General features: G+C 73.4%; 10 protein-coding genes. 4 read left to right on the top strand and 6 right to left on the bottom strand.

What is annotated here, in order from left to right:
• Nucleotides 1–19: 19 nt before the first annotated feature.
• From ACZ42A_RS26035 to ACZ42A_RS26025, 3 genes are all read right to left on the bottom strand, one after another.
• Nucleotides 20–523: a nuclear transport factor 2 family protein gene (locus ACZ42A_RS26035; protein WP_468529674.1), complete on the bottom strand. Its 504-nt coding sequence runs from the start codon at nt 521–523 to the stop codon at nt 20–22.
• Nucleotides 520–1,530 carry a dihydropteroate synthase gene (gene folP / locus ACZ42A_RS26030; RefSeq protein ID WP_468529673.1) on the bottom strand — a complete coding sequence of 337 codons (1,011 nt, stop codon included), beginning with the start codon at nt 1,528–1,530 and terminating at the stop codon, nt 520–522. The genes ACZ42A_RS26035 and folP overlap by 4 nt, the downstream gene beginning before the upstream one ends.
• 149 nt (nt 1,531–1,679) lie before the next feature.
• Entirely contained in the window at nt 1,680–3,515 is a 1,836-nt protein-coding gene (locus ACZ42A_RS26025; RefSeq protein WP_468529672.1) for a phosphatidylglycerol lysyltransferase domain-containing protein, read from the bottom strand.
• Nucleotides 3,516–3,708: 193 nt separating this feature from the next.
• Between ACZ42A_RS26025 and ACZ42A_RS26020 the strand changes: the two genes are divergently transcribed.
• Both ACZ42A_RS26020 and ACZ42A_RS26015 read left to right on the top strand, forming a co-directional pair.
• Nucleotides 3,709–4,824 (top strand): alpha/beta hydrolase, encoded by a 1,116-nt coding sequence (locus ACZ42A_RS26020; RefSeq protein ID WP_468529671.1) that lies wholly within the window; start codon nt 3,709–3,711, stop codon nt 4,822–4,824.
• Nucleotides 4,825–4,960: 136 nt separating this feature from the next.
• The gene (locus tag ACZ42A_RS26015) at nt 4,961–6,652 is read left to right on the top strand and encodes a hypothetical protein (protein ID WP_468529670.1); all 1,692 of its coding nucleotides are present in this window, start codon (nt 4,961–4,963) and stop codon (nt 6,650–6,652) included.
• 19 nt (nt 6,653–6,671) lie between these two features.
• Here ACZ42A_RS26015 and ACZ42A_RS26010 read toward each other — a convergent pair whose 3' ends face one another.
• Nucleotides 6,672–8,015 (bottom strand): PH domain-containing protein, encoded by a 1,344-nt coding sequence (locus tag ACZ42A_RS26010; protein ID WP_468529669.1) that lies wholly within the window; start codon nt 8,013–8,015, stop codon nt 6,672–6,674.
• Nucleotides 8,012–8,515: a PH domain-containing protein gene (locus tag ACZ42A_RS26005; protein WP_468529668.1), complete on the bottom strand. Its 504-nt coding sequence runs from the start codon at nt 8,513–8,515 to the stop codon at nt 8,012–8,014. The genes ACZ42A_RS26010 and ACZ42A_RS26005 overlap by 4 nt, the downstream gene beginning before the upstream one ends.
• A gap of 31 nt (nt 8,516–8,546) precedes the next feature.
• On the opposite strand from ACZ42A_RS26005, the gene ACZ42A_RS26000 reads away from it, so the two are divergent.
• On the top strand, nt 8,547–9,698 hold the full coding sequence (locus ACZ42A_RS26000; RefSeq protein ID WP_468529667.1) for an NADH-quinone oxidoreductase subunit D: 1,152 nt from the start codon (nt 8,547–8,549) through the stop codon (nt 9,696–9,698).
• Nucleotides 9,699–9,701: 3 nt separating this feature from the next.
• Here the strand turns inward: ACZ42A_RS26000 and ACZ42A_RS25995 are convergent, their stop codons facing one another.
• On the bottom strand, nt 9,702–10,700 hold the full coding sequence (locus tag ACZ42A_RS25995; RefSeq protein ID WP_468529883.1) for an SAM-dependent methyltransferase: 999 nt from the start codon (nt 10,698–10,700) through the stop codon (nt 9,702–9,704).
• 130 nt (nt 10,701–10,830) lie between these two features.
• Between ACZ42A_RS25995 and ACZ42A_RS25990 the strand changes: the two genes are divergently transcribed.
• Nucleotides 10,831–12,033 (top strand): sensor histidine kinase, encoded by a 1,203-nt coding sequence (locus tag ACZ42A_RS25990; RefSeq protein ID WP_468529666.1) that lies wholly within the window; start codon nt 10,831–10,833, stop codon nt 12,031–12,033.
• Nucleotides 12,034–12,101: the final 68 nt, after the last annotated feature.

Below are 12,101 nucleotides of genomic sequence, written 5' to 3'. Positions count from 1 at the left end.
TGGGGGACCGCCTACCCACTCAGGCGGTGCTGTCGTCGCCCTCGTCCTCGTCGCTTTCGGTGAGAACGGGTGAAGCGTGGTGCGACCAGAGCTTCCAGCCCTCGGGTGTGCGCCGGAACACATTGGTGGCGACCACGAGCTGGCCCACGAGCGGGCCCAGCTCGTCGCCCTCCGCGGGGGCGGGGCCGCCGCTGAGGATGTTCTCGGTGCAGGTCACCAGGGCGGTGTCGCCGGTGACGGAGACATGCACATCGGTGAGGAAGAACTGGATGTAGTCGGTGTTCGCCATGATCAGCGCGTACGACCGCAGGACCTCGCCGCGGCCGGTCAGCACCGGCCAGCCGGGGTGCACGCAGGAGATCACGCCGGTGTCCGCCGGGTCGTGGTACGTCTCGTCGACGCCCAGGTCGGCCGGGGTGAGCCAGAGCCGGGAGACCGTCTCGAAGTCGCCGCGCTCCAGCGCTTCGTAGAAGGCGGTGTTGGCGAGCTCGACCTGCTCGACATCGGTGTGGGGGGCGCTCACCGGGCTCCTTCAGAGGTGTGTGCGCCGGTGGCACCGGTGTTTACGGGGCGTGCGTCGGGGGTGCATGCGCCTGGCGTGTGCGGGGTGCCGAGCGCCTGGCGGTCGACCGCCTGGCGGTCGTGGGCCGCGCCGGGCGCGCTGTCCGCCGTACGCGCCCCTTCCACGGCGCGTGCGACGCGCACCGCGTCCGCCGTCGCGCGCACCTCGTGCACGCGGACCGCCCACGCGCCGGCCTGCGCCGCGAGCGCCGAGACGGCGGCCGTCGCGGCGTCGCGCTCCCGCGCGGGCGGCGGGGCGCTCTCCGGACCGGCGAGCACCCGGCCGAGGAACCGCTTGCGGGAGGCCGCGACGAGCAGCGGGTGACCGAGATCGTGCAGCCGGTCGAGGTGGGCGAGCAGGGCCAGATCGTGCTCGGCGTCCTTGGAGAAGCCGAGGCCGGGGTCGACGACGATGCGGTCGGGGGCGATGCCGCCCGCCAGAACGGCCTCCACGCGCGCGTGCAGCTCGTCGACCACCTCGGTGACGACGTCGTCGTAGACGCCCCGGACGTTGCCGCCCTCCAGGAAGCCGCGCCAGTGCATGACGACGAAGGGGGCGCCGGCGTCCGCCACGACGGGGATCATCGCCGGGTCGGCGAGGCCGCCGCTGACGTCGTTGACGAGGGCGGCGCCGGCCGAGAGGGCCTGCTCGGCGACCGAGGCGCGCATGGTGTCGACGGAGACGACGACGCCCTCGGAGGCGAGCCCGCGGACCACGGGGATGACGCGCCGCAGCTCCTCGGCCTCGTCGACCCGGGTGGCGCCCGGACGGGTGGACTCGCCGCCGACGTCGACGAGGTCGGCGCCCTCGGCGACCATCTCCAGGCCGTGCTTGACCGCGGCGGTCGTGTCGAACCAGCGGCCGCCGTCGGAGAAGGAATCGGGCGTGACGTTCACGACGCCCATGACCGCGCAGCGGTCCCATTCCGGAAGGCCCGCGATGTGTCCGCGTCCGCTCTGGTTGCTCATACGTTCAGCGTAGGCCCCCGGGCACTCGCGGCCCTCCAGGCGGCGTGCGGCCCGGGCGGAAACCCCTCGGGGCTGGAGGAGGGGGTGGGGTTTCCGCCCGGGCCTGTCCTGGGGCGGAACGGAATCCGCCACGGGCCGGGGCCCGCGCCTCACGCCGCGCGGACGTCCCGTTCCGGCAGGGCGCGCACCTCCCGTTCGCGCGGGGCATGGGCGCACGGGCGGGGTGCGGGCCTGCGGCGGCGCAGCGGACGTGGCAGCAGCTGCGCCGGGTCCAGGAAGCCCTCGGCCTGCATCGCGGCGAAGCCGATGCGCGGCAGATCGGCGGAGGCGCGGTAGACCACGAAGCGCGGCTCCCAGCGCGGCCGGAACTTGGCGTTGAACTTGTACAGGGACTCGATCTGGAACCAGCGGGACAGGAACACCAACAGGCCCCGCCAGGCGCGCAGCACCGGCCCCGCGCCGATCTTCTCGCCGCGCGCCAGCGCGGAGCGGAACATCGCGAAATTGAGGGACACGCGCGCGATGCCGAGTTTCGGCGCGGCCTGGAGGGCGGCGACGATGAGCAGTTCGTTCATGCCGGGGTCCGCCGAGCGGTCGCGCCGCATCAGGTCCAGGGACACTCCGTCGGAGCCCCAGGGCACGAAGTGCAGGATCGCCTTCAGATCGCCATACGGCCCGGGTTCGGCCTCGGCCTTGTGCGCCGTGGCGATCAGACAGTCGCCGTCGGATGAGTCGCCGATGCGGCCCAGCGCCATGGAGAAGCCGCGCTCGGTGTCGGTGCCGCGCCAGTCGTCGGCGGCGCGGCGGATCCGCTCCAGCTCGGCCTCGCCGAGGTCACGGACACGTCGTACCCGGGTCTGGTAACCGGCGCGCTCGATGCGCTTGACCATCTGACGCACATTGCGCATCGCGCGGCCGGTGAGGGAGAAATCCGCGACGTCCACCACCGCCTCGTCGCCCAGTTCGAGGGCGTCCAGGCCGGTCTCGCGGGTCCACACCTCGCCGCCGGTCTCGGAGCAGCCCATGACGGCGGGCGTCCAGGAGTGGGCCTTGGCCTCGTCCATGAAGCGTTCGATGGCGCCGGGCCAGGCCTCGACGTCGCCGATCGGGTCGCCGCTGGCGAGCATCACGCCGGAGACCACGCGGTAGGTGACCGCCGCCTTGCCGCTGGGGGAGAAGACGACGGCCTTGTCGCGGCGCAGCGCGAAGTGGCCGAGCGAGTCGCGCCCGCCGTGCTTGGCCAGCAGGGCACGCAGCCGCGCCTCGTCCTCCTGGGTCAGCCGCGCGGCGGGGTGTTCGGGGCGGAAGGCCAGGTAGATCGTGGTGACGGCGGTGATCAGGCCCAGGGCGCCGAGGGAGAAGGCGACCGTCCACGAGGTGGTGCCGCGGTAGCCGACCGGCCCCTCGAAGCCGAAGAGGCCGTACAGGACATGGGTGATGCGGTCCGCCAGGCTCGGGTCGCCGACCATACGGCCGGGATGGGCGCTGACGATGACCAGGCCGAGGACCAGCGAACCGGCGCCCATGAGCACGAAGTTGGCCAGGGCGCGCCACCGGCTGCGCGGGTCGGGCAGGGCCGCGAACTGGTCGCGGTGCCGCAGCAGGACCATGAGCAGGGCGAGCGAGATGAGCACGCCCAGCAGGGAGTGCCGGTAGGCGAACTGGGCGACCGCGCCGGCCGGCAGCAGTGCGACGGCGGCCCGCCAGGCGCGGCGCTTGCGGCGCCTCAGACCGTGCGCGAGCAGCAGCAACAGCACGCCGGCGCTGAGCGACAGCGCCGCGGCGAACGGGCCCAGCGCGCCGGGCAGCACCTCGGCGAGGGCGTGCATCCTGCTGTACCGGAAGCGCGGGAAGACCCCCGCGGCGATGTCCAGGAGTCCCACGAGGGCGCAGGCCCTGGCGACGAGGACGGGTACGGCCTCCGGTCGCGGGCCGCGCAGCAGCCGGCGCGCCCGGTTCGGCCGGCCCGGAACCCCGCCCGACATTTCCCCATCTTCCCTGACAGACATCGCATCCCGTGGTTCTGCGAGAGAGCTTGAATCCGGTGCCGATTCGGGCATCCGGCGACATTGCGCCCTCTAGGACGGTGTCTCGGGGAGGGAGGTTCACTCCGTTCTCCCAAGCGGGGTCAAAGGTCGGGGAAAGTCAGGGAAAGCACTAGGGGACGGGTAACACCCCATGGGACTCACGAGCGACATGACGCTGGCGGTGGCCGTCGGGTCGGCCGTCGCGCTGTTCGCCGCAACGGTGTGGACGTGGCCGCGGCTGGCCCGGCGCGGCCTGCGGGCCGTCGGCGGCCGGATCGCTCTGCTGCTGGCCACACAGGTGGCGCTGTTCGCGTCCGTGGGGCTCGCCGCCAACCAGGCGTTCGGCTTCTACGCGAGCTGGGCCGACCTGTTCGGGCGGGAGGACGACCTGGGCGTGGTCGTGGACCACGCGGCGGGCGGCGGCCTGGAGGTCCTGGAGAACCGGCGCGTGGCGGGCGCGCCGGGAGTCCGGCCGGAGAGCGGCGGCCGGGTGCAGAAGGTGGCCGTGGCCGGCCGTACGACCGATATCGCGACGCACGCGTACGTGTACCTGCCGCCGGAGTACTTCCAGCCGCGCTATCGCACCCGCACGTTCCCGGCGGCCGTCGTTCTCACCGGCTATCCGGGCACGGCCGAGGCGCTGGTGGACAAGCTGCATTTCCCGCGCACGGCACGGGAACTGGCCGCTGAGGGCCGTATGGAACCGATGATCCTGGTGATGCTCCGGCCGACCGTGGCGCCGCCCCGGGACACCGAGTGCGTGGATGTCCCCGGCGGCCCACAGGCGGAGTCGTTCTTCGCCAAGGACCTGCCCGAGGCCGTGACGGCCCACTACAGGGTGGACGGAAAACCCGGCCGCTGGGGCGTCGTCGGGGACTCCACGGGCGGTTACTGCGCGCTGAAACTCGCGATGCACCATCCGGACGTGTTCGGCGCGGGTGTCGGTCTGTCCGCGTACTACAAGGCGCCGGTCGACGCCACGACGGGCGATCTCTACCAGGGGGACGAGGAGGTGCGGAATCGCGCCGATCTGTGGTGGTGTCTGGACCATCTGCCCGCGCCGGACACCTCGCTGCTCGTCACCAGCAGCAAGTCCGGGGAGTCGAACTACAAGGACACGCTGAAGTTCATCGAGCGGGTGAAAGCGGCGCCTCCGACGCGGATCTCGTCGATCATCCTGGAAAGCGGCGGGCACAACTTCAACACCTGGCGGCGGGAGATCCCGGCGGCGCTGGAGTGGATGAGCGGGCGGCTGGCCGGGGCATGAAAACGATCTTGCTGAATTCGGCGGCGGATTCTTTCCTTCCGTTCTGTGTTCCTGATGCGGTGTGAACCCTTCGTCGTGGCTTTCTTTTTACGGCCCGGGGCACCACGATTCGCCTACGCGCGGTAAGTTTCTGGCCATGCCACGTGGACGTCACCGCCATTCTCCGCCTCTGCACAGGCTGCTTCCGCCGTCGGCGATCGCCGGCGTCTCCCTCGTCTGCGCTGTCGGCCCCTGGGTGTTCACGGAACCGATGGTGCTGCGCGGCCTGGCCGCCGCCGCCGCGGTGACGGCGGTGGTCGGCGCGGTCGTCATGCGGCGCTGGGACATCCAGGCGGGCAAGCGCGTCGCCGACCTCACGCGCGCGCGTGCGAGCGACGAGTGGCGCTTCGAGGAGCGGGTCGCCGAACTGGAGGCGGACCTCGACGAGTCGCGGGAGCTGCGCCAGAAGCTGGAGCAGCGGCTGCGTGCCAAGCGCGCCGAACTGGCCGGTCTGCGCAACGAGCACGCGGCGCTGCTGCGCCGGTACGCCACCGCCGAGACCGAGCGCGCGAGCGCCCTTGAGGGCCGGCGGCTGCTGGAGCTGGAGGCCGCCTCGCCCGCGCGGGCGCTGCCGCCGGTGCCGGTGCCGGTGCGGGAGCTGGAGCCACAGCAGCCGGAGCAGGTGCGGGAGGAGGCCGAGTCCGCGTCCGAGGAGGCGTCGGCCGTTCCCGCGCTCTTCTCGCCGGAGGGCTCCCGGCTGTTCCTGCGCGCCGGTGCGGCACTGGCCCGGCTGGACGCGGATGCGGCCCCTGGGGCCGCCGGGACGCCGGACGCGGGGGCGGAGGCCGCCGCGAGGTCCGAGGCGGGGTCCGGCGGGTCGCCTGAGGCCGACGTTGAATCCCCGGCGGGGTCGGGCGTAGCGCCTGAGGCCAACGTGGAGTCCCCGGCGGGGGCCGGCGTAGCGCCCGAGGCCGACGTTGAGTCCCCCGCGGGGTCTGGCGTGGTGCCCGAGGCCGACGTGGAGTCCGACGCGGGGTTCGGCGGGGTGCCTGCCGACGCCGCGTCTGGTGCGACGCGGGAGTCGGTGGTTGAGGCCGGGGCGGCTGCCGAGGGAGGCGTCGAGGCCGGTGTGACCGTTGACGCCGAGGCGTCCCCCGAAGCCGCTGCCAGGGCCGGCGTGACCCCCGAGACGGCCGCCGAGCCCGGGGCGGCTGCCAAGGGCGGTTCGGTTGCCGAAGCCGCCACCCAGTCCCGCGCGGCGTCCGCGTCCGGCGCTTCCGTGCCGCAGCAGTTCGCCGCGTCCGACGGCTCTGTGCCGCGGCGGCCCGCCGCGCCAGGAGTTCACGTGCCGCAGCAGTCCGCCGCGTCCGACGCCTCCGTTCCGCGGCAGTCCGCCGAACCCGGTGCCGGGCGTGCCGCCGACGCGGAGGCCGCGTGGGAGGACGAGGCGGAGGGGAAGTCCGAGGCGGCCGCCGGGCAGGAGCACGCGGCCGCCGCCTCCCTGGACCGACCCGGCGCCGCACAGCAGCCCGCCGGGCACTTCACCGTGCCGACCGCGGTGGCCGTCGTACCGCCCGCCCCCGCGCGGCGCCCCGCCGTCGAGGGCGGATTCGACTTCTTCGGTACGAAGACGAAGGGCGCCGCCGCCGCTCTGGAGGCGGTGCAGAACGAGGACCTCGCCGACGTCGTCGGCCAGGAGGCGCTGGACCTGCACAAGGCCGAGACCGAGGGCGAGTTCAAGCCCGCGGACGCCGCCGCCGAGCGGGCCGTCGGCCAGGTCATCGACCTCACGGCCCACGACGAGACCGAGCAGATCGACCTGCAGGGGCTGCGCACCGCGGCCTCCTGAAGCCGCCGCCGCGCGGCCGCTACGCCATCCAGCGGTCCGGCCGCGCGTCCCTCCGCCCCGTCCGCGAGCGCTCCGCCTGCGCCCGCAGCAGCCGCCCGGCGTCCTCGGCGTCCCTCAGACGCGCCGTGACGGTCTTGCCGGCTCCCGTGTCCACGTGGACGTCCGCGAGGCCCCACAGGCGCTTCCAGGGCCCCTGGGTGAGCCGGACGCTCTGCACCTTCGCGTGCGGCACGAGCGCGAGGCTGCGCCGCAGCAGTCCCTGCCGGGCGGCGAACACGGCGTCGGTGGCGGTGAAGCCGTAGCCCCGCCACCACAACGGCACACACCGGCCCGCGCGCCGCGGCGCCCCGGACAGCGCCTGCCGCGGCGGCACGGTCACCCCGGGCAGCACGCGCGCGACGACCGACTCGGCGACCTCGCGCGGGGCGACCGGCAGCAGTACGGAGTTCGACGACCCGGCCACGTCCAGCTCCACGCGCACCCAGCCGCGCCGTCGCCACAGCAGCGGCTCCACGATCCGCACGGTCTGCACCCGCCCCGGCGGCACCGTCTCGTGCACCCGGTCGAGCAGCCCGCGGTCGATCCGCAGCCCGTCCGGGGACTCGGCCACCGTCCAGTCGTACTCCGCGACGAACCGTCCCACGCTGCTCGCGCCCGCCGCGCCGAGCAGCGGCAGACCGGTCGCGAGCACCGTCCACAGGCTGTGGGTGGCGAACCACAGCACCGGTGGCACGACGAGCGCGGCGGCCAGCGAGCCCCACGTCGCGCCCGTCAGTACGAGGGAGAGCGCGAGGACCCCAGGGGGCACGCGCAGCAGCTGGCGCGCCGGTGCCTCGCCCACCTCGTGCGCCGTCTCGGGCGCGAAACCGGCCGCCCGCGCGAGCAGCTCCGCGCGCAGCGCGCGGGCCTCGTCCTCGCCCAGGAAGGCGAGTTCGTCCTTCTTGTCGGTCCCTATGACGTCGAGTTTGAGCTTCGCGACGCCCGCCACGCGCGCGAGGAGCGGCTGGGTGACGTCGATGGCCTGGATGCGCTCCAGCCGGATGTGCGCGGTGCGCCGGAACAACAGTCCGGTGCGGATGCGCAGTTCGCTCTCGGTCACCGCGAAGTGGGTGAACCACCAGCTGAGGAAGCCGTAGAGGGCGGCGGCCGGTATCAGCACGGCCAGCGCGATGAGCAGGGTGGTCGTCGTCAGCCGGGTCAGCTGGCGCTGCACCTGGTCCGGGTCGTGCAGCGCCCAGCCGATCAGCACGGCGACCGGTGCCCACGCGCGCCTGAGCGGCGTCACGGGGTGCAGCCGCCGCTCGGTCACGGTGTCCTCGCGGCGTACGTGGTCACTGGCGCCCTCGGTGCCCGGCGCGTTCACAGCCCCGCCGATCGGGCCTCGCCCAGCTCGGTGAGCCGGTCGCGCAGCCGCTCCGCCTCGGCCGGCTCCAGGCCCGGGATGGTCGCGTCGGTCGCGGCGGCCGCGGTGTGCAGCTGCACGCTGGCCAGCCCGAAGTGCCGCTCCAGAGGGCCGGAGGTGACCTCCACCAGCTGCATGCGCCCGTACGGCACGACCGTCTCCTCGTGCCACAGCACGCCCCGGATGATCAGCAGGTCGTCGGAGCGCTCGGCGTACCGCCAGGAGCGCCAGTTGCGCTCGACGAGATCCCAGCCCCACGCCATCAGGGCCAGCGGCAGCAGCGCGAACGCCGCCCACGCGGGGCCCACCAGCAGCCCGAGCAGCAATCCCAGGCCCAGTGCCAGCGCCCCCAGCCACACCACCAGCAACAGCTGTCGCATCCGCAACAGGCCCGGCGGCAGTCCGGTCCAGACCGGCCCGGCCCCCGCCTCCTCCGTGCCCCGCGGGCTCCCCGTTTCCATGAGGCCAGCGTACGTAGGAGAGACTGGGTCCATGACTCCTACGACGGAGACCATGGTCGGCATCGGCGGCGCCGCGGAGAGCACCGACATGGTGCTCAACATCGGGCCTCAGCACCCGTCCACGCACGGCGTGCTGCGGCTGCGGCTGCTCCTGGACGGCGAGCGCATCACGCGCGCGGAGCCGGTGATCGGCTATATGCACCGCGGCGCGGAGAAGCTGTTCGAGGCGCGCGACTACCGCCAGATCATCATGCTCGCCAACCGCCACGACTGGCTGTCGGCGTTCTCCAACGAGCTGGGCGTGGTCCTGGCCGTGGAACGGATGCTCGGCATGGAGGTGCCCCCGCGCGCGGTGTGGACGCGCACGCTCCTCGCCGAGCTGAACCGGGTGCTCAACCACCTGATGTTCCTCGGCTCGTATCCCCTGGAGCTCGGCGGCATCACCCCGATCTTCTACGCCTTCCGGGAGCGCGAGGAGCTCCAGCACCTCATGGAGGAGGTCTCCGGCGGGCGCATGCACTACATGTTCAACCGCGTCGGCGGCCTCAAGGAGGACCTGCCGGCCGGCTGGACCGCACGCGCGCGTGCCACCGTCGCCGACGTGCGCTCCCGCATGGACGTCTTCGACAACCTGGTCCTCGGCAACGAGATCTTCCGGGGGCGCACGCGGGGCGTGGGCACGCTCACGCCGGAGACCGTGCACGCCTACGGCGTGAGCGGTCCCATCGCGCGCGCCTCGGGCGTCGACTTCGACCTGCGCCGTGACGAGCCGTACCTGGCCTACGGCGAGCTCCAGGACACCCTGAAGGTCGTCACCCGGCAGGAGGGCGACTGCCTCGCCCGCTTCGAGTGCCTGCTGGAGCAGACGCACGTCGCCCTCGACCTCGCCGACGCCTGCCTCGACCGGCTCGCCGAGCTGCCGCCCGGGCCGATCAACCAGCGCCTGCCCAAGGTGCTGAAGGCGCCCGAGGGGCACACCTACGCGTGGACCGAGAACCCGCTCGGCATCAACGGCTACTACCTCGTGAGCAAGGGCGAGAAGACGCCGTACCGGCTGAAGCTGCGCTCGGCCTCGTACAACAACATCCAGGCGCTCACCGAGCTGCTGCCGGGCACGCTGGTGGCGGACATGGTGGCGATCCTGGGGTCGATGTTCTTCGTGGTCGGGGACATCGACAAGTAGCGGTCAGCGGTCGGTGGACGACGTCTGGAGCAGTGGGTCCGGAATTCCAACCGGCTGGACCAGCCAGCCGAAGTCGCCGAGCCCGCCCGGCGCGGTGAGCTCGGCGGCCTCGCCGGCGCTCGCGAGGGCGCGCAGATATCCCGCGGGGTCTGTGGAGGCGAGTGCGAGCGGGGGGCGTGCGCCTGCGACCCCCAAGGCGCGCAAGGCGTCGCGTTGTGTCAGTACGCGCCCCCCGGGGAGCGCGCACGCGTCCAGCGCGACGTGTGCCGTGATGTCGCACGACCCGTCCGGCACGGGCGCCGTCTCGCGCCCCTCCCGGAAGCCGGTGAGCGTCCCGAACGGGGGGCGCGTGTCCGCCGTGTGCGCGTAGTCCACGGCCACCGCGAGCCCCCGCTCCACACAGGAGACGGCCGACGCCCACGCGGTGTCCCGGGGCAGCCCGATCTCCGCCCGCAGCCCCTCCTCGCCCGGCAGCGGCCACCACCGGGCCAGCCACGCCGCCTCCGCGCCGGCGACCGGCTCGCCGAGCCGCTCCGTCCCGTCCGCCCGCACCAGCACCCGCCGCGACACGCCCGCGGCGTCGGTCTCCGCGATCTCGACGGGCACGTTGTCGAGCCACTCGTTGGCGAACAGCAGCCCGGTGAGGGCCTTCGGCGGTTCGGCGCGCCACTCGATACGGTGATCGACCTCGGCCGGTCGGCCGACGATCTCGACGGCGTACGCGCGCGTGCGGGCCGCCACCTCGGCGGGCAGCGCGGCGAGCACACCGGTGACGAGTTCACCGCGGCCCGCCGCCATGTCCACGAAGTCCAGCGGGTCGGGGCGACCCAGTGCCTCGTCGACCCGGCACAGCAGCCCGGCCACGGCCCGCGCGAACAGCGGCGACGCGTGCACAGACGTACGGAAGTGCCCGGCAGGGCCCTCAGGCCTGCGGTAGAAACCGCCCGGCCCGTACAGCGCGTCCTCGGCCGCCGGCCGCCACCCCTGCCATCCGGTGCCCATCTCATCCGTCACACCGCAAGGCTAGGCGCACAGCCGAACGGCTCCTCCACCTTGCGGAGTACGTGTGTCCGGTACGGATCGGACCTCCGGTTGACCCCCACACGCATCGCACTTCCCTACGCTGGGTTACGTGCAGCGCCTCTATGACTTTCTCCGCAGGCACCCGGCATGGGTCGACGGCTTCTGGGCCCTGATCCTGCTCGGTCTCTCCCTGGTGAGCGGACTGGCCGATCAGGAGTACACCGGCACCGACCAGCCGCTGCTCATCCTGCCGGTCGTGTTGCTGCTGTGCCTCGTGGTCGCGCTGCGCCGCCGGATGCCGGAGAAGATGCTGCTGCTGGCGGCCGGGGTGGGCGTGGCCCAGCTGGTGCTGGACGTGGCGACGACGCCCGCGAACTTCGCCATGCTGGTGATCGTCTACACGGTGGCCGCGGTCGGGGCGCGCTGGGCCTCCCGGCTCGCGCTGATCGGCGGGCTGTGCGCGGCGCCCCTCGCCCAGATCCGCTGGCCCGCCACCGAGAGCAGTGTGCTGGGCGATGTCGCGGTCGCCGTCTTCCAGACCGTGCCGTTCGCCCTGGCCTGGGTGCTCGGCGACTCGATCCGCACCCGCCGCGCCTACTTCGCGCAGCTGGAGGAGCGCGCCGCCCGCCTGGAGAGGGAGCGCGAGGCGCAGGCCAAGGTCGCGGTGGCCGCCGAACGCGCCCGGATCGCGCGGGAGCTGCACGACGTCGTCGCGCACAACGTGTCGGTGATGGTGGTGCAGGCCGACGGCGCCGCCTACGTCCTCGACGCCGCCCCCGACCAGGCGAAGAAGGCCCTGGAGACCATCTCCTCCACCGGCCGCCAGGCGCTCGCGGAGATGCGCCGGCTGCTCGGCGTGCTGCGCACCGGCGAGCACCAGGAGAGCGGGGAGTACGTCCCGCAGCCCGACGTCCAGCAAATCGAGGAGCTGGTCGAGCAGTGCCGGGGCTCCGGACTGCCCGTGGACTTCAAGATCGAGGGCACCCCACGCCCGCTGCCCAGCGGCGTCGAGCTGACCGCCTACCGCATCGTGCAGGAGGCGCTGACCAACACCCGCAAGCACGGCGGCCCGAACGCGGGCGCCAGCGTGCGGCTGGTGTACTTCGACGACGGCCTCGGCCTGCTCGTCGAGGACGACGGCAAGGGCGCCCCGCACGAGCTGTACGAGGAGGGCGGCGCCGACGGACAGGGCCACGGCCTGATCGGCATGCGCGAGCGGGTCGGGATGGTCGGCGGCACCCTGGACGCGGGCCCCCGCCCCGGCGGAGGATTCCGCATCAGTGCCCTGCTGCCGCTCAAACCGGCGCATTGACGCATTCGCACGCCCCCTGTTGACACCTGTCACGCCCCCCGGCGGACAGCACTCACCCCGACCATGGA

It is taken from the genome of Streptomyces sp. NPDC030838, assembly GCF_055572035.1.
This window is presented reverse-complemented; position numbering and strand designations above follow the sequence as displayed.

Coding starts and splice junctions, on each gene's coding strand:
- ACZ42A_RS26000 (WP_468529667.1), top strand. CDS start 8,547: ATGACTCCTACGACGGAGACCATGGTCGGCATCGGCGGCGCCGCGGAG.
- ACZ42A_RS26005 (WP_468529668.1), bottom strand. CDS start 8,515: ATGGAAACGGGGAGCCCGCGGGGCACGGAGGAGGCGGGGGCCGGGCCG.
- ACZ42A_RS25995 (WP_468529883.1), bottom strand. CDS start 10,700: ATGGGCACCGGATGGCAGGGGTGGCGGCCGGCGGCCGAGGACGCGCTG.
- ACZ42A_RS26025 (WP_468529672.1), bottom strand. CDS start 3,515: ATGTCGGGCGGGGTTCCGGGCCGGCCGAACCGGGCGCGCCGGCTGCTG.
- ACZ42A_RS26020 (WP_468529671.1), top strand. CDS start 3,709: ATGGGACTCACGAGCGACATGACGCTGGCGGTGGCCGTCGGGTCGGCC.
- ACZ42A_RS26015 (WP_468529670.1), top strand. CDS start 4,961: ATGCCACGTGGACGTCACCGCCATTCTCCGCCTCTGCACAGGCTGCTT.
- folP (WP_468529673.1), bottom strand. CDS start 1,530: ATGAGCAACCAGAGCGGACGCGGACACATCGCGGGCCTTCCGGAATGG.